The organism is Vibrio sp. 10N.222.47.A9 (genome assembly GCF_963872585.1).
Lineage (GTDB): Bacteria > Pseudomonadota > Gammaproteobacteria > Enterobacterales > Vibrionaceae > Vibrio > Vibrio splendidus.
In genome coordinates this window covers 18,698-34,798 of record NZ_CAWNBB010000043.1, presented here as the reverse complement: position 1 = coordinate 34,798, position 16,101 = coordinate 18,698, and the positions used below count along the sequence as shown (strand labels likewise).

Here is a 16,101-nt window from a genome sequence, read left to right as displayed (position 1 = left end):
TGTGGTTTAAGTGGTTACAATCGTTTGTATATAAACAGCAGTAATGTAATGAGAGAGTAAGTATGAAGATTGCACCATACTCAAGCGGACGCTTTAAAAACTACTTAGAACAAAAAAGCTCTGAATTTAGAGATCTCCTCTACCAACACCAAGTTAACTCTCGTTACTTCAATCAAAACGATGAAATCCTACGTCAAGGTGAGCAGCTTCAGTATCTTTATGTAGTGCCCGCAGGGAGAGTCTCTATGAGTATTTCTGCGGCTAATGGGCGACGCTTTCAATTGGGTGAGGTGAATTGCGATTACCATATCTTCGGTGAGATGGAGTTTTTCACTCAGACACCTTGTCAGTGGAACGTAGTGGCTGACGAACACATGCAAGTTGATGTCATTTGCATTCAGAAACTAGCAGAAGCACTACATGAAAACCCGGAGATGATGTTCTTCTTTGCCTCTGCATTAGCGGAAGATTATCAAGACTCTATGGGCATTTACACTAACCGTCTTTTACACTCAATTACCTACAACATTGCCTACGACTTATTGGTTCAAAGCCAGACAAATACCGTGTTAGGCGGTTTCGATAAAGTGAATCAAGAAGCGGAACGTTTTGGCACATCGAGCAGAGTGTATCGAAGAGCGGTTAAAGACCTATTAGACAAAGGTTTCATCAGAAAAGGAGACCAAGGGTTGGAAATTGTCGACCAGCAAGTACTCCGAGCCTTTATTGATTCGTATGAGTAAGAAAAAGAATGACTCAAGTTGAAAAGGAAGTTTGAGTGAAATCAGAAAGATAAGTACAGAGCTGCTTCTCGATTCTAAGGCCCCGTGTTACGAGGCCTTGTGTTTGTCACAAAAGAAAGAGGGAGCGCCAGAAAGTCCAGCAAGTTAGCACCTATTTAGAAGGCAGTTGTTAGTTAAACTGAACTTGAATGTTGTGGCTCATTTTGTTTTTTAGCTCTTCTTCATACTGATCTAGCCACGCATACCGCTCACGATATAATTTACGTTTTTGGCGTTTTAGAGCCTCAAGGTCTTTCCTGTTTGGGTTGATCGGTAGACGATAAAAATAGTCATCGTGTACCTGTCCATCGTGCTCTTCCCATAAACTATCGTACTTAAGGCTGATGTCTTTGTTTTTCTTGCCGTAGCGTAATGAGTTCGACACATGACCAGACTCTTTTACTGCATAGATATTTTCGATACCTAAGCTAATGGCTAACAGTCGTAGTGTTTCTACCATGAAGGATTTAGGTCTTAAACCGTAGAAAGCTTTTGTGAATGTACGGCTAAATCCATTGTCATTGGCTCCACCCTGAATACCACCAATGTAGATGCTGTTGTCGAAAACAGTGAACGAGATGCTATACATTTTTTCGAGTAGAGAATTGGTCAATGAAATTGTCAGTTCACCCTCTTTTCTCGCGTTTCTTTCAAAGCTGAGATTAACCAGATAAACGTTGTCATCTATCTCTAGTTTTAAAAGATTGAGTCTTTCATTATAGATTTGGTGTCTAGCTTCTGTTGCGAAGGTTTCTTCAAACCAGTCGTAGTGCTTGGATAAGATTTCTATCTTTTCTTTATTGCTAAAGCCAGTACATAAGTAGGGAGTTACAAATTTAGATAAGAAGTTAGGCTGTTTGATAAATAACAGCTTTCTCTCTTCAGAGTTGAAATTTTCACTCATTTTTCTAGTGGCTGAATAGTAAAACAGGGCTCGAATAGTAAACTTAATTATCGCCTTGTACTTACCCTTATTTTTATGGGTATTGGCTTCTATTCCCATGCGAACGACATTCATAATCACCTCAAAAAAGAAACGCTGCACCAACACATTAGTGTTGCGAACATTTCCCTGACTCTCATAACTAACAATGAAAATGATGATAGTGAAAAATGCGATTTGGGTATGTATGGGTATGTATGACAATGTAATTAAGTCAGTTACTTAACGTTCAAATTTTGGGCGGCCTTTACGCTTAACGCAGATTGATAAATGCAAAAAGTAACATTTACAAAACGATCGTGTAACAATTGTCTGGCGAGTAGTATTCTTCCCAATTCCGAAGCTGAGTTTCATATGACTGATTTTTTCGGAGTAAAGATACTTTTGAGGAATTAAACATGGCAGGAAGCATATCACCGCGCAGTTACGGTTGTTTAAGACAGAAGCCGATGAAGTCGGTGGTATAAATGATTGGCTGGGTACGCTTGTTAACATCGAGAAGTTCATTTTCGATGTTAGTGATCATCGCTATTGCCTCTGTAATAGCGAATACGGGGTGGCGAGTTGTCATGAACAATTTCGCTGTCGATACCGTGGGCATGACAGGAGCGGACGTTGGTCTGCTTCAGAGTGTAAGGGAGATCCCTGGTTTACTCTCATTTACAGTGCTGTTTCTATTACTTATTATTTCTGAACAACAAGTTGCGGTGCTCTCTGTCGCCGCGCTGGGATTAGGCGTTGCCATAACGGGTTACTTACCCTCAATCTATGGCTTCTATTTCAGCACAACCCTGATGTCTGTTGGTTTTCATTATCTAGAAGCAGTGAATAAATCACTGTCTACACAACTTCTAGGTACGGAAAACTTTAGTGAATCCATGGGGAGGATTCGAGCCGCGGCATCCTTTTTCTCTATGGTGACTTTCATATGTATTATTGTCGCCAATTATGTCTTTGGTGTATCAGATAAGGCTATATTTTTTGCTAGTGGTACGGCGTGCTTCTGGTTAGCTTTTTATCTACTCACATTCAAAAATGCTAGCTGCGGTGAACGACAGCACACCAAGCTTATTGTACGTCGTGAATACACCACATATTACATATTGACCTTTCTAAGCGGGGCAAGAAGACAGATCTTTGTCGTGTTTTCAGGCTTACTTATGGTCACCAAATTCCATTACACGATCGCAATGATGGCCGCTCTATTTATGTTATCCAGCTTGTCCGCTACTGTTGCATTACCTGTGGTGGGTCGTTTTATTGACCGAGTAGGAGAAAAGAGAGCTCTACTGATTGAGTATGTGGCGTTGATGTTGGTGTTCTTATCGTATGCTTTTGTTGAGAATCATTATCTGGCAGGTGGGCTATACGTTGCCGACAGCATCATTTTCAGTTTTGCGATAGCGTTGACTACTTACTTTAAGAAAACCGTCCGGTCAAACGAAGTGGCGTCCACGGCGAGTCTTTCGTTTACTATCAATCATATCGCGGCAGTCTTTCTGCCATTCTTATTGGGAGTGGTGTGGATGTCTGGCTATCAATGGGTGTTTGTTGCAGGGGCTATTATTGCATTGCTGAGTTTTCTAATCTCGTTGACTATCGATACCAAATTGCATCAACGTATTAATGGAGTGACTGAATTGCAGAAAGAGGTCGTTTGAAAGGGTTAATCGGTATAAGCACTTGTATTAGTGAAGCGCTGTTTCTTAAATCAAAAATGCCACTGCAAGGCTGCAGTGGCATTAGAAGAATAACAAACTATAACTCTAACAGTTTTGCCAATTCACGCTCTTCCATAAGCTCTTCAATGCGCTGACGAGTCTTGGGCGTTTCGGCTTGTGCTTTGGTTGACTTGCCTGCTTTTTTACTGCGGCTAGCTTTAACTTTTTCTTTGGTTATAGACATAGTAATCTTCCTTGGATTCTGCTTTGAGATCGTATTTACTCTAAGCGTTACATGACTCTTTTAGTGCTTTACCTGCTTTAAACGCAGGCGTTTTTGATGCTGAGATTTGAATCTCTTCTCCGGTTCTTGGGTTACGACCAGTGCGAGCAGCACGAGAATTAACTTTGAAACTACCGAAACCAAGGATGGCAACATCATCACCCTTAGCCAATGTGTTAGAGATACCTTCAACAAGTGCGTTTAACGCTGAACCTGCTTGATCTTTTGAGATGTCTGCTGAAGTTGCGATGTGTTCAACCAACTGAGATTTGTTCATATTCTATATTCCTTATTGAGTACGGCTGGCGCTTAACTTTAAGGCCAAGCTTGTTCTATCTTAGCAATAAGGGCTGAAATAGTGTTAACACCTAGGCAGGGTTTTGTAAAGTAATCAACAAGATTGAGCGTTAAATCATCTTTCAGTATAACCGAATGCAGTTCTTTAGCTATCGGTAATTTAAATGCTAGCTATCAAGCTAGTATGGGAAAGGTGAACGTTATCTCTCATTTTTGAGAAAGCTAATCATAATTCAGCGTATCACTTGTCGGATAAATGAGAGAGCAGAAACAAAAAAGCCCAGCGAATGTGCTGAGCTTTTGGTGTGTGTTTCTATTTTAGGACGAGACACTAAGTTAGTTCGGTAAGATCTACTTAGTAATAAAGATTTTCTCTGTTTCTAGTGACGTCATAGCGCGAACTTGGCGCCAAATGTAATAGAAAATACCTAACATCATCAGCATGCTAGGGATAGCTATGGCTGGGTAGCTGTATAGCGTGAGCTTACCCAACTCTTCATTAAAGGCTGCAGTGCCGGCAGGGCTTGTCACAATCCAAGTCGCTAGGAAATAGTTCATCGCAGAAGAGAAAGCGAAGGTACTTGCGAATAGGTAGTTCGATGTCATTAGACAACGATCAAACTTTGCTTCGTTACCGAACTGTCTTAAACGCTCTTCAATAAGAGAGATGTTTAACAGAGCTGGCGTAAAGATAACTTTTTGGATAAACGGGTAGCGAGTGAAGGTGGATCCAAGAACCGCTAAACCAATTAAGCCAGGAATTAATGCTTCTTTTAGCGCTAACCAACGAGTGTCTAGTTCGAAGAAACCAATGCCACCCGTTAATAACACGCTGACGAAGCCAAGCGCCGCGATGAAGTTGAACTTCTTGTTGCGGATTAACTCCATGCCACCGTAAGCAATAGGGAAGGCAAGGGCGACAAGTAATGCTAAGCCTGTTCCGAGATGCTCCTCTCCACTGAACTTCATTAAGATGAATGAAGGAAGAAGGACGTTAAATACGACTTCGAAAAGAGGACTCGATTTTTTGTTTTCTGTACTACTCATAATTTCTAAATACATTATGTTATGGATTTATTCTCAGGGATTGTTGTTTACCTCGCCCAAGATGTAAAGCCTTAACACGTCATGCTGTGTAACGACATGTGACATCAACGACATCTCTGAGCCTATCTCACGTTGAATTCAAGACTTTACGCATTCTAGTTCTGGATGATTTTAGGTATCCCGACCGAACGAATCAAGCAACGTTTCATAATCAGGCTTGTTTGCCAAACTCTCAATGCTTATAAATGTCAGTACGTCTGCAAAGGGGGAAAGGTGTAAAAAATCGATGATGTTACGGTTGTTCACTGCATCAAACAATTCAGTATGTCGAAACTGGACGTAATCTAAAGCGACATGGAGATACAAGGTGGCCAAGTTGTCGCTCAGAAGGGATTCTAGTCCTTGTTCTTTTATCTCTTGGTCAAGTTGCTCTAGGGCGGAAACCATACCTTCTTGCCCTCTATGGATAAGCGCATTGTCACTGTCTGCATAGCGAATCAATGCCGCGGTTCTAAACGCGATCTCCATTAAGGTCTTTGCTGTTCCTAAAGTTTGCATTTCATTGGCACGACTAAACGTTACCTGACGTAGCGTTTGAGGCTGGTACGTTTCAATTAGGTATTGGCAAATGCATAAGCTTTCCGTCAGTGCTGTTCCGTCTTCAAGTTTGAGTGCTGGAATTAAACAAAATGGATTGACGCTTTTTAAATTGGCCGGGGAGCTCCATGGATCAACCCAAACAAAAGACAAAGGAGAGCAGCGTGATAGAAGCGCAGTTGCTGCGACCACGCGTGAAAACGGGGAGGTTTCATTTAAGTAGAGTTGCATGATAATCCTTTATTATATTCGTCAGATGAACTGAGGAAGTTAGCTTAGATCTAGGTCAAGTATTCAGGCTTAGAGTGAGTTACAGTCATTAAGGTACACACCGCAGACAGCATCAAAGCAGCAGTACTAACGGTGAATAACACGTCGTATGAAGCCATATGATTTAAGTAGTACGCCATCAAAAGCCCAACCACACCTTGTGATACAGCAAAAGAGAGTGTCATTCCTGCCCACGCTTTGGTATGCAGTTCATAGCCTACAATCTCCAACGTGTAAGTCGACACTAGAGTTACCGTTCCCGGCGTGAAAATACCAACCAGTAATGAAGAAATTAACAGCGCGATAGGGTGTGTACTAACAAGCGGTAATGCGACGCCTAAAGCCTTGAGGCTAAATGCAATGCAGAGGGATTTTTTAAGCCCTAACTTGTCTCCTAAGATGCCTGTAATCAATGGTCCAATGGCGGCGCCAATACCAAAGGTTGCCCAGAACAAACCACCGCTGCTGAACGACATACCCAGTTCTCGCACGATGTAATCAACCCAAAACAAGGTATGGGGTAAGTAGCCAATAGCATCGAAGGTATACGCCGCTAGAATAAGCGCAACGCTGATTAGTTTTGGCTTTGAGAGCTGAGAGAAGGAGGATTTTATATAAGGCGCTTTAGACGTGTTAGGTTGGGTTTGCCATGTATTCCAAGTCAGTATCGTTGTGACTAATGCGATGACTCCCATGCCAATCCAAGCCGACACCACACTAAAATAGATCAGTACTGGGATTAATGTGCCTGATAACATCGCACCAAGTCCAATGCCTGAAAATATGACACCGCTGACACGCGCCTTCACATCGGGATTAAACTTTCGGACAATCACTGGTGGGGCGACAACCATTAATAAGGCACCCGCAATTCCAGCCAACGTTCGCCAAACATAGAACCATGTTAAGGGCGCCTCTTGTAGCGCACAGCCTAAGTAACTAAAACTGCTTATCAACATAGCGAATCGAATTAACTGCCCAGCACTAAAGTAACGCAGCAGTATGTTGGCAGCAGGTGCACCCAATATGTACCCAAGAAGGGTCGCGACACCAAGGTAAGATGCATCACTTTCGCTAAACCAACCACTTTGAATGAGAGCCGGCATTAATGCTATATAGGCAAACCTACCGATCCCGTTGCCTATTAGAGTGGCCCCCATTCCAGCCAAGCTGTCTCGATTAACGATGTGTTTATTCAGCATGAAAAGGGCTCTTTTTAGGTTTAGCTAGATGTTCTAGCACTAGGACAAGATCTTTGTTTAGTTTTGCATATTGACATCATTCACCATCAATATCACTAGGCGGTTAGTCATATAATTTGCTCATTTAAAACCGGTTTGAGATAGGTAAATAGCGAGTGTGTTTAAACACTTAGGTGGATGTGTTGTTCTGCCGAGGATAAGGCAATAAGCGATTGTTTTAATCACCGCAGATTTGAGTGATTAATTGTTAGACTAAAGTTGGACGACCGACCGCTTTAATTGAACATGAGTGACTTGTTTATCTAGGACTGTTTGCTGACTTGCCGGTTTTAACTGACATTCACCCACCTTAAACGATAGATGAATGTGAATTAAGAAAGATCTAACTGGGTAGGTGTGAACCCATTATTTATCGAAGAGCAGATTGAAGCTTAAAGGGATTTTGTCGGAAATCGCTAACCCACCAACGGTAGCTGATAGCTTGTTCAAGTTGTCTGTCGATATTCCAAAATCAGCGCCATTGACGATGATTGTCGAGGCTGAACTAACCATCACTAACTCTTCTGATGGAACGATTAAAACGGGAAAATCAATCGTTTTTGTTACGCCGTGCAAGGTAACCTCCGCTGCAATGGTTGTTCTTTTTGGGTCACCAGACAACATTGACGGTTCAACTTTTCCAGAGATTTTCACTTCAGGGAAAGTCATCGATTCAAAGTAGAGCTCATTGAGCCTCTGATCGCGAATATCCACGCCAGTACTCACACTTTTTACGTCCAACAATATGGCAAATTGACCCTCTTCGGTAAGACCACCAGATAAAGGCTTGATGGATGCGGGCTCAACAACAAACTGCTTCTTGATGGTTGCGAACGTAATGTTCGATAACTTGGGATCTAACGTGTAGCCCGTTTCTGCAAAAGATGGCGCAGAAATGAGGGTACAAAACAGACCGAGCGTAGGTATTAGTTTTTTCATAAGTGGTCACCAGATTGATGAATTTACAGGTTTAACGTTATGGAGCCGTTTGCTTAAAGAACTTCTTTGGCACATCTTTTGGATCACATCTTTGGGAAAATAAAGATAGATAAAAGCTTAGTCTAGCATTCACCAAATTACCTGAGGAAGGTAGAACATCGCCATATTATTGGAACCATGATCGGCTAAGTTACTTGTGTATTTTTAGTTATGTTATAACATAACTAAAAATCACTCTTACTGCCAATAACGAGCGTATTGGTGAAAGGGGGACGATAAGCATGTATCAAGGAGATGACGTAATGAATGCCGTGTTAACCAAGCGTTTGACAACCAATAGCAACCAGCCACTTAATATTAGTTCGGCTGTTAGTATCAAAGATCAGGCGAGTCACAAGGCATGCGTTAGTGCTTCGGAGCAGCCCACGGTATTAGCCGACATCTATCAAAGTGACATCAACATCGCGATTTGGCAGCGTAAGTTTGATACTGATTTAATAGGTGACATTGATGAGTTTATCGCGTCGAATCCAAATTTTAGTAAGTCTGTTAGCGTGTCACCCGACAATGCCTACGATAAGTTAGAATTCTCGACAGACGGAACGGCTTCTAAAGCGCTATTAGAAAATATGGCAGAGTTGGTGGATATGTTCTGTTGTTTATTTGAGCTTGAAGAAGTAGGGCTTCGTCTAGCGGTTTTAAATAAGGCAATGTGTCCTCGTTTTCATTTTGATCAAGTACCTTGCCGTTTGGTGACGACTTATCATGGTGTCGCGACGCAGTGGTTACCTAACTATGCGGTCGACCGATCGAAGCTAGGGCGAGGAGCGAACGGACAACCAGATTCTGCTTCAGGCTTATACACTCATGAATCTGATATCCAGCAAATGGTGAGTGGTGACGTAGCGCTATTGAAAGGTGAGAGTTGGAGTGGCAATGAAAATGCGGGCCTTGTGCATCGTTCTCCCGTTACTTCATCTGACGAGACACGATTATTGCTGACGTTAGATTTCGGCTAATAAGCTTTTTTATGAGATGAGATGAGATGAGATGAGATGAGATGAGATCAGATGAGCAAGCGGTTAAGTGCAGCTTTCTCTTATTGGTTTAAGCGAAGACGCGGATACGGTGTCCGTCTGGATCAACAGCAAGGAAGTTGATGCCATAAACCGACTTTTCTGGTTCTTGTTCAACCTGAATGCCTTTCTCTTTCCACGCTTTATAGAGGTTTTCCAGTGTCTCTTTATCAGCAACAGGCATGGAGAGCTCAGTGCCGCCACCCTTGATGTTACTTGCTGGTGTTAGAACGTCAGCCTGCTTGAGTGTGATTTTAACGTTGTCTGCAAAGTCTAGGGCAGCAAAGGTTGGCGATAGGAGCTTTGGCTCACAATCAAATGCTTTGGCATAAAAGTCCATGCTGCGATGAATGTCTGCAACATAAAGAACAAATGAATCAATGGTAAACATAATAGCTCCTGAACTGTTCAATTGGATTTGCCGTGTTGGTTTCAGTTAACTCGGCTTTTGCGTTGAGCCCGATTTGGGACCACAGCAATGTATCGAAACCCTGTGACAGTTTTTGTCAGTAGCGAATCACTTTATCCGCAATGCCTTCCATGTTCTGCCAATCTTTGATCAAGTCATGACGCGTACGCTGGTACTTTCCCTCAAGTATTGTCCATTCGGTAATCCTGTCGAGCCTGAAGTTACGATACGCACTTCGTACTTCACACCAAGCAACCAAAACATAGTGCTGTTCGAATAAGCCAATCAACATTGGCCAAACGATTCTTGAACTCACATTAGCTTTTGCGTCTGTGTAATGAATCTCGGCTTTGTTCTGTTGCTTAATCGCTAACTTGATATCTGACAGTTCGATGGATAACTCTTCGACTTCAATGATTGAAGGAACACGCACAATATCTTCACTGCGTTTGGCTTGATGGTTGGCAGGTAACACCGCAGAAATCTTGGCAATGGCATTTCTAGCCGATTCACTGAATTCACCATTGGCTTGCTTGGCTATCCATTCAGCACCAAGCCTTAATGCTTCCAATTCTCCCATTGAAAACATCATCGGAGGGAGAGTGAAGGTCGGTTTTAACTGATAGCCAACTCCTGCTTCACCATCAATTTCAGCACCTTGAGCTTGCAGCGTCACGATATCGCGATAAATGGTGCGAGTACTTACATTGAGCTCGCTAGCCAAGTAGTCGGCAGTAACTGGGTATTTATGGCAACGTAATTGTTGGAGCAGGTCAAAGAGGCGTTGGCTTCGGGACATAGAAAAACTCCAATGACATAACGAGTTGTAAGGTTAATGCATTGGTGATGTGGACGCTATTTGGATTGTTACAAATGAAGCAAAAGGCTCGGCATTTTTGTTTGGACTTTGATGGCGTAACTTAACGTATATCATTCTTTCGATTGTGAATTGATCTGGATCTGCTATTGGTTCACATATATCGATAATACAATAAGTTAGCCCGTTCTATTATTTATTTTAATGTGTAAAATATATTATCTTGCTACCGCATGGGAACGGTTCTGTTACCCACGGTTATTTATACAAAAATTATAGGTTTTCTATGTTAAAGAAACTCTCGCTTAAGAATAAGCTGGCGATCTCTGCCAGTATGGCCATCATCCTGGGGGGGATTTTGGTTGAAGCACTTTCATTTCGTGCATCATTGCAACGATTGGATACAGAAGTTGAACAGCGTTTGGAAGGGGCGTCCGCTTCTTACAACCAATACGTGTCAGATTGGATCTTATCCAAAGAGCGTGCGCTCACTTCTCTGTCGAAAGAGTCCAAACAAGAAAGCTTGGTGACTCATCTAAAACAGGTTCGTGACTCAGCCTCTTTTGATAATGTCTTCTTGGCATTTCCTGATGGTTCGCAAAAGAACGCGAACGGAGTAGTACTGCCGCCGGGCAATGATGATCCCCGTTTATGGGGTTGGTACACCAATGCGGTTGCGAACCCAAGCAAGGTGTTCATGGATAACCCAACGGTTGCTGCAGCAACTGGGGCGAACGTTGTTTCATTAGGAACAGCAATGCAACTGCATGGGCAACAGGTTGTGTTGGGTGCTGATGTAGAAATTACAGACATCTTAAACAGTCTAGAGCAGGTGATTCTTCCAGGTGAAGGTTACATGTTCATCGCGACCAACAAAGGCACGGTTTATACGCACCCTGACACTAAGTTACTGAACAAGAATATCAGTTCACTTGGGTTAAATTTCTCCGATGTACAAAAGGCTCTGACTAGCGGTAAAAACACTTCTATCGAGCTGAATGGCAGCGACTATGTTCTGTACGCACGTGCTATTGACGGAACGAGCCTGATTACAGTGAGTGTTGTTAATCATGACTCTCTGGTTGCACCGTTATTTGATGCAGTCATTGGTCAAGTTTTGGCGACACTGCTGGTCGTTATTGTATGTACCATACTGTTTAACCTTTTGTGTACTATTCTATTCCGTCCGTTGAACCACGTATCTCAAGCCTTGGCGCAAATCGCGAATGGTAGCGGTGATTTGACTCAACGTATTCATGTAGAAAACCAAGATGAAGTGGGCGAGTTGGCTCATAACTTCAATACCTTTGTTGGAAGCTTACAGCAGTTGATTGGCCATATCCGTGGGCAGTCAGAACAGCTAAATAGCCAGTCAGAGCAAAGTACTCAACGTGCGAACCGTTCTGTGGATGAGCTTAACCATCAACAGCAAGAGATCACAATGGTGGCAACGGCTGTAACGGAAATGGCCTGTGCAACTCAAGAGATTGCATCGCATGCCGAGCAAACAGCAAAAGCGGCACAAGACTCAGCGACAAGCACTAACAGTGGTCACGCTCTGGTCGTCGATACTAAAGGTTCTATCAATAACCTAGCCAATGAAGTGAACGAAGCGGGTAACGTGATCAGCGAACTTAACAAGCACGCTCAAGAGATCTCGACCGTACTCGCAACGATTCAAGGTATTGCTGAGCAAACCAACTTGCTTGCTTTGAATGCGGCGATTGAAGCGGCTCGTGCTGGCGAACAAGGTCGTGGCTTTGCTGTGGTCGCGGATGAAGTACGTGTGCTTTCACAGCGTACCCACTCTTCAACGGAAGAGATCAAATCAACAATTGATATCCTGCAGCGTACAACGGCGCAAGCGGTTGAGCTGATGGAGAGCAGTTCTAAACTGGCGATACACTCAGTAGAAGATGCAGACAGAGCTTCGCATGCACTTGAAGAGATCAATACTGCCGTTGCTTTGATCAGCGATATGGCGACTCAAATCGCGACGGCTGCTGAAGAGCAAACACATGTGACGGGTGAAATTACCCAGAACATTACGACCATTAAAGATGTTACCGACCACCTAGTTGTGGGCGCACAGGACAGCTTAACTGAGTCGAACGAACTTAAGAGCCAAGCCGCGGGTTTAAGTGATAAAGTGGCGACTTTTAAGCTTGCTTAACTGTTTCATTAACTGATGCCTGATCAGTGAATGAACAGTAAGCAATAAGCCAAAGCGACGTAGATTACGTCGCTTTTTTTGTGTCTGTGAACAATAGAATTCTTTACTAATCCGCTTCTGAAAATTCTCTAAGCGCACTCATTGCGGCTTCAGCTTTGTCTTTCTGAACGAAGATATGGTCGTGATAAAAGCCAGCAATCACGTTGGCGCTAATGCCGTAAGAACCAAGCTTGGTGGCAAAGGCCGCTGTTAATCCAACCGCCTCGAGGCTCGAATGTACCGATAAAGTTATCAGGCCAAATACACCGTCGAAGTCTAGCTGAGCTTTGGCCGCAACTTCTTCTTTCAGAACCAGTGTTAAGCCTTCTTTTTCACGAAAGGTCGCTATTGGGTGGAGTTGAACATAATCTGCCAATCCCCCGTCTACAGTACAAAAAACATAATCACCTTCAATGAGCTCTGGTGACATGGACTTTAACAAAATGTCTAAATCGGTAATGGCAGTCATCGTGTTTTTCCCTGTGTAATAGCGTTTGTTTATGGAGTTGGATAATGCAGCCAAGATAGAATTTAGCTCTGCATAAGTAAAATTAATAATACTTATTCCACATCAGTATTGCTAATGTCGAGCTTGCGCGCATCTTGCAGATATTGAAAACGCACTGGTAAGTACAAGCAATCCAACGTCTGTTGATATCAGTGATTACATGAAGAAAGCATACCCACAACTCAAGGCAACAGAAGGCGATCTAGAACTGGGTGCCAAAGTGCTAAGTGGTGAGATGGAGTGGCACTAAGTTCATTATCTCGGTTGTGTCTCAGAAAAGCTTGAAGATTGTGTGCTAGATTTAAGTTGATACACAACTGGAGATATCGATGATCTGGCTTTCAGTGAAAGTACTACAGATTGGACTTGTCTATGGATACAGGAAGTATCAAAAAACGAAAAGAGCGCCTATTTAGGGGCTCTTTTTTTGTTTGTCGATTATGAAAAGCTACGGTGTGCTAGCTTTGTTTATTAACCAGCACGTATTAGCTATGAACTAGCACGTATTACCTATGAATGTGAATCAGTTCTATTAAGTCGTCCAATTGCTGCTTGGCTTTCCCCTCTAACGAGTAACCAATATTGATGCGTAAGCAATTGCTGTAAAGGTCGAGAGTGCTGAACAGGTGCCCAAGCCTGATATCAATGTTCTGGTCAGCAACTGCCTGAGCAAAGGTTGATTGGTTCAAGTTGGGTATTTGCAGCCAAAGCACCATGCCACCTTGTGGGTTACTTATCTTCACATCTTGAGGAATATGCTGAGCTAAATAGCTTAGGTATTGCTGGCGTAATGAAAGGATTTGAGCACACCTTCTTCGAACGTGTTTTGCGTATTGACCAGATTCGATAAAGTCAGCAACCGCAAGCTGAGTCGGCAGGGCAACGCCATAGCTTGCTGCAGAAAACTGAGCCTTGTATTCGTTGATAAACCTACCCGGTAAGCACCATCCTAATCGGTAGCTCGGTGACAGGCTCTTCGATACCGATCCACACCATAATACATAGCCGCCTTTGTCATAGTATTTTGCTGGCAGCGGCGTGTGTGAGGAGTAGGACAGTTCCAGATACACATCATCTTCAATGATCGGCACTCGATAGTGATTCGCTAGTTCAGCCAGTTTCTGCTTTTGAGTGGCTGACATATTGATCCCTTGAGGGTTCATATGAGAGGTACAAAAGATCGCGGCATCCACTCGTTTATTCTTCAAATGCGCTTCCAGTTGTTGCAAGTCGACACCATCATCTAGAGACGGGATCTCGATGATTTTTCGCGACATTTGTCCGAGCAATTCCAGAATACCGTTGAAACATGGCGAGCTAATAGCGATGGTATCGCCTTGTTTGGTACACGATTCAAGCGCAGCCTTAATCGCTGACATACAGCCTGCCGTAATCACCATCTCTTCAGGTGAAAAGTGTACATCGAGCTTGGCAAAGTGAGTGGATAATGCCTGACGTAACATTGGCTCACCTTGTGTATCTGGGTAATGGTTTAGCCTGCTGCTCATACGCCTAATAGCGCGGCGAAAACTACGTTCCAGTTCAACGACCGACTGTTGGTCATTGGTGGTGCTTGAGACCCCTAAAGATCCATTGATTGAGTTGTGAGTCGATGAGTTTTGCTTGACGCTCGACACCTTACTCTCAAACTGTGCCCACTCTGGGGTTGAGTGAGCAGGTTTATGAGGAGAAACAAAATATCCCGCTTGCGGTCGAGAATGGATCCAACCTTGTGATTCCAGTTCTTGGTAGCAGCTCACCACGGTCGACATGCTGATCGCCTGTTGCTTGGCCAATTGACGCAGCGAAGGCATGCGTCCGCCTTCCGGTCTTTTGCCTGTTTCTATTTCATCGATAAATTGATTGGCTAGCTTTCTGTAGATGCTCATTGTCACGACCGTTATGGACTGTACTGGTTTTTATTATGAAAATTGTATCTGTACTGGTTTTGTTGTTCAAGGGATACTCATTCAAAACAAAGGAGGGGTGAGTATGAAAAGAAATGATTTGTTGTTAGCGGTATTCGTTATGGCAATTTGGGGGTTCAATTTCTCGATGATCAAGATGGGTGTGACCAACGTTCATCCATTATTGGCCACTGCTGCGCGTTTTTCGCTAGCGGTGATTCCGGTGATATTTTTTGTGGCGAGACCTAATGTCGCTTGGCGCTACTTAGTCAGTTATGGCTTTGTGTTCGGTGTGGGAATTTGGGGTATGGCTTCATGGTCGATTACTGCGGGTTTGTCTTCGGGGCTTTCATCGGTCTTGCTTTCAACCAACGTATTAATCGGCATGGCGGTTGGCGTGTGGGTGTTCAAGGAGAGTGCTTCCGTTCGTAAATTAATGGGTGCGATGCTAGCCATGTGTGCGTTAGCGGTGTTGGTTTCCGCAGCAACGGGTAACGTGACACTCAAAGGTGTTATCTTGATTATGATAGCGGCATGCAGCTGGACCTTGATGGGCGTGATTGTTAAAGCATCTAAAACCACTCAGGCTTTTGCATTTAATGTGTGGGGGATGCTGTTTGCTCCGGTGCCATTGGTGTTGTTTGCCGTGATGTTACACGGTGACCAAATTATCTGGCAGGGTATTGAACAATGGGATTGGAACACGACGATTGCGGTGCTGTTTCAGGCTTATCCAACCACGCTATTTGGTTATTGGGTGTGGAATAAGTTATTAATCCAATACCCGTTAAGCACGACAGCGCCGTTAACCTTGCTAGTGCCAATATTCGCATTGATCAGTGGTTACTTTATGTATGACGAGGTGCTGTCAGTCGCTCAAGTTGTTGCATCTATATTGTTTCTCGTCGGTATCGGTTTGATTGTGAAGCCTGCTAAGGCATCGAATACCAAAGCGACACAAACACTTGCCGAGCAAAAGTGATTGATGAGCGGGCAGCATTCAATGAAACGGATAGAGTTCAAATGCTTTGAATAAAAATAAGGCCTCGCACTTGCGAGGTCTTACTCTATGTCGAAGAAGTGAAATTACTTAAAGAATCAATTAACAGCAC

16 protein-coding genes are annotated in these 16,101 nt (G+C 43.4%); 5 read left to right on the top strand and 11 right to left on the bottom strand.

Annotation, left to right across the window (positions count from 1 at the left end):
* The first annotated feature begins 62 nt into the window (after nt 1–62).
* Nucleotides 63–743 carry a Crp/Fnr family transcriptional regulator gene (locus tag AACT19_RS13055; protein ID WP_076646601.1) on the top strand — a complete coding sequence of 227 codons (681 nt, stop codon included), beginning with the start codon at nt 63–65 and terminating at the stop codon, nt 741–743.
* A gap of 169 nt (nt 744–912) precedes the next feature.
* Here AACT19_RS13055 and AACT19_RS13050 read toward each other — a convergent pair whose 3' ends face one another.
* Complete coding sequence (locus AACT19_RS13050; protein WP_081090020.1) at nt 913–1,800, bottom strand: VirK/YbjX family protein; 888 nt, start codon at nt 1,798–1,800, stop codon at nt 913–915.
* A gap of 437 nt (nt 1,801–2,237) precedes the next feature.
* Between AACT19_RS13050 and AACT19_RS13045 the strand changes: the two genes are divergently transcribed.
* Nucleotides 2,238–3,386, top strand: a complete 1,149-nt coding sequence (locus AACT19_RS13045) for an MFS transporter (protein ID WP_076646599.1) — start codon at nt 2,238–2,240, stop codon at nt 3,384–3,386.
* A 97-nt stretch (nt 3,387–3,483) separates the two neighbouring features.
* Here the strand turns inward: AACT19_RS13045 and AACT19_RS13040 are convergent, their stop codons facing one another.
* The 6 genes from AACT19_RS13040 to AACT19_RS13015 form a co-directional block, all read right to left on the bottom strand.
* On the bottom strand, nt 3,484–3,630 hold the full coding sequence (locus tag AACT19_RS13040; protein WP_004734823.1) for a hypothetical protein: 147 nt from the start codon (nt 3,628–3,630) through the stop codon (nt 3,484–3,486).
* Nucleotides 3,631–3,670: 40 nt separating this feature from the next.
* Complete coding sequence (locus tag AACT19_RS13035) at nt 3,671–3,946, bottom strand: HU family DNA-binding protein (protein WP_004734824.1); 276 nt, start codon at nt 3,944–3,946, stop codon at nt 3,671–3,673.
* 371 nt (nt 3,947–4,317) lie between these two features.
* Complete coding sequence (locus tag AACT19_RS13030) at nt 4,318–5,013, bottom strand: VC0807 family protein (protein ID WP_076646597.1); 696 nt, start codon at nt 5,011–5,013, stop codon at nt 4,318–4,320.
* Between the two features lie 171 nt (nt 5,014–5,184).
* Nucleotides 5,185–5,841, bottom strand: coding sequence for a glutathione S-transferase family protein (locus AACT19_RS13025; RefSeq protein ID WP_076646595.1), 657 nt, complete (start codon nt 5,839–5,841; stop codon nt 5,185–5,187).
* A 50-nt stretch (nt 5,842–5,891) separates the two neighbouring features.
* Nucleotides 5,892–7,082, bottom strand: coding sequence for a YbfB/YjiJ family MFS transporter (locus AACT19_RS13020; protein WP_076646594.1), 1,191 nt, complete (start codon nt 7,080–7,082; stop codon nt 5,892–5,894).
* Between the two features lie 405 nt (nt 7,083–7,487).
* Complete coding sequence (locus AACT19_RS13015) at nt 7,488–8,060, bottom strand: YceI family protein (protein WP_076646592.1); 573 nt, start codon at nt 8,058–8,060, stop codon at nt 7,488–7,490.
* Nucleotides 8,061–8,362: 302 nt separating this feature from the next.
* On the opposite strand from AACT19_RS13015, the gene AACT19_RS13010 reads away from it, so the two are divergent.
* Entirely contained in the window at nt 8,363–9,079 is a 717-nt protein-coding gene (locus AACT19_RS13010; RefSeq protein ID WP_061025303.1) for a DUF1826 domain-containing protein, read from the top strand.
* Between the two features lie 88 nt (nt 9,080–9,167).
* Here AACT19_RS13010 and AACT19_RS13005 read toward each other — a convergent pair whose 3' ends face one another.
* The gene (locus AACT19_RS13005) at nt 9,168–9,527 is read right to left on the bottom strand and encodes a VOC family protein (RefSeq protein WP_076646590.1); all 360 of its coding nucleotides are present in this window, start codon (nt 9,525–9,527) and stop codon (nt 9,168–9,170) included.
* Nucleotides 9,528–9,642: 115 nt separating this feature from the next.
* The gene (locus AACT19_RS13000) at nt 9,643–10,344 is read right to left on the bottom strand and encodes a helix-turn-helix transcriptional regulator (protein WP_076646588.1); all 702 of its coding nucleotides are present in this window, start codon (nt 10,342–10,344) and stop codon (nt 9,643–9,645) included.
* 304 nt (nt 10,345–10,648) lie between these two features.
* Here AACT19_RS13000 and AACT19_RS12995 point away from each other — a divergent pair, with 304 nt between their 5' ends.
* Complete coding sequence (locus tag AACT19_RS12995; RefSeq protein WP_076646586.1) at nt 10,649–12,535, top strand: methyl-accepting chemotaxis protein; 1,887 nt, start codon at nt 10,649–10,651, stop codon at nt 12,533–12,535.
* Nucleotides 12,536–12,641: 106 nt separating this feature from the next.
* On the opposite strand, the gene AACT19_RS12990 is transcribed toward AACT19_RS12995, so the two are convergent.
* Nucleotides 12,642–13,043: an ACT domain-containing protein gene (locus AACT19_RS12990; protein ID WP_076646584.1), complete on the bottom strand. Its 402-nt coding sequence runs from the start codon at nt 13,041–13,043 to the stop codon at nt 12,642–12,644.
* Nucleotides 13,044–13,588: 545 nt separating this feature from the next.
* Nucleotides 13,589–14,971: an aminotransferase-like domain-containing protein gene (locus AACT19_RS12985; RefSeq protein WP_076646582.1), complete on the bottom strand. Its 1,383-nt coding sequence runs from the start codon at nt 14,969–14,971 to the stop codon at nt 13,589–13,591.
* 103 nt (nt 14,972–15,074) lie between these two features.
* Between AACT19_RS12985 and AACT19_RS12980 the strand changes: the two genes are divergently transcribed.
* Nucleotides 15,075–15,971, top strand: a complete 897-nt coding sequence (locus AACT19_RS12980; RefSeq protein ID WP_017094917.1) for an EamA family transporter — start codon at nt 15,075–15,077, stop codon at nt 15,969–15,971.
* Nucleotides 15,972–16,101 lie beyond the last annotated feature (130 nt).

Excerpts from the sequence above, each read along its gene's own strand:
- AACT19_RS13010 (WP_061025303.1), top strand. The coding sequence starts at position 8,363 with ATGAATGCCGTGTTAACCAAGCGTTTGACAACCAATAGCAACCAGCCA.
- AACT19_RS12980 (WP_017094917.1), top strand. The coding sequence starts at position 15,075 with ATGAAAAGAAATGATTTGTTGTTAGCGGTATTCGTTATGGCAATTTGG.
- AACT19_RS13055 (WP_076646601.1), top strand. The coding sequence starts at position 63 with ATGAAGATTGCACCATACTCAAGCGGACGCTTTAAAAACTACTTAGAA.
- AACT19_RS13030 (WP_076646597.1), bottom strand. The coding sequence starts at position 5,013 with ATGAGTAGTACAGAAAACAAAAAATCGAGTCCTCTTTTCGAAGTCGTA.
- AACT19_RS13020 (WP_076646594.1), bottom strand. The coding sequence starts at position 7,082 with ATGCTGAATAAACACATCGTTAATCGAGACAGCTTGGCTGGAATGGGG.
- AACT19_RS13005 (WP_076646590.1), bottom strand. The coding sequence starts at position 9,527 with ATGTTTACCATTGATTCATTTGTTCTTTATGTTGCAGACATTCATCGC.
- AACT19_RS13050 (WP_081090020.1), bottom strand. The coding sequence starts at position 1,800 with ATGAATGTCGTTCGCATGGGAATAGAAGCCAATACCCATAAAAATAAG.
- AACT19_RS12985 (WP_076646582.1), bottom strand. The coding sequence starts at position 14,971 with ATGAGCATCTACAGAAAGCTAGCCAATCAATTTATCGATGAAATAGAA.
- AACT19_RS13040 (WP_004734823.1), bottom strand. The coding sequence starts at position 3,630 with ATGTCTATAACCAAAGAAAAAGTTAAAGCTAGCCGCAGTAAAAAAGCA.
- AACT19_RS13000 (WP_076646588.1), bottom strand. The coding sequence starts at position 10,344 with ATGTCCCGAAGCCAACGCCTCTTTGACCTGCTCCAACAATTACGTTGC.
- AACT19_RS12990 (WP_076646584.1), bottom strand. The coding sequence starts at position 13,043 with ATGACTGCCATTACCGATTTAGACATTTTGTTAAAGTCCATGTCACCA.
- AACT19_RS13015 (WP_076646592.1), bottom strand. The coding sequence starts at position 8,060 with ATGAAAAAACTAATACCTACGCTCGGTCTGTTTTGTACCCTCATTTCT.
- AACT19_RS12995 (WP_076646586.1), top strand. The coding sequence starts at position 10,649 with ATGTTAAAGAAACTCTCGCTTAAGAATAAGCTGGCGATCTCTGCCAGT.
- AACT19_RS13035 (WP_004734824.1), bottom strand. The coding sequence starts at position 3,946 with ATGAACAAATCTCAGTTGGTTGAACACATCGCAACTTCAGCAGACATC.
- AACT19_RS13045 (WP_076646599.1), top strand. The coding sequence starts at position 2,238 with ATGTTAGTGATCATCGCTATTGCCTCTGTAATAGCGAATACGGGGTGG.
- AACT19_RS13025 (WP_076646595.1), bottom strand. The coding sequence starts at position 5,841 with ATGCAACTCTACTTAAATGAAACCTCCCCGTTTTCACGCGTGGTCGCA.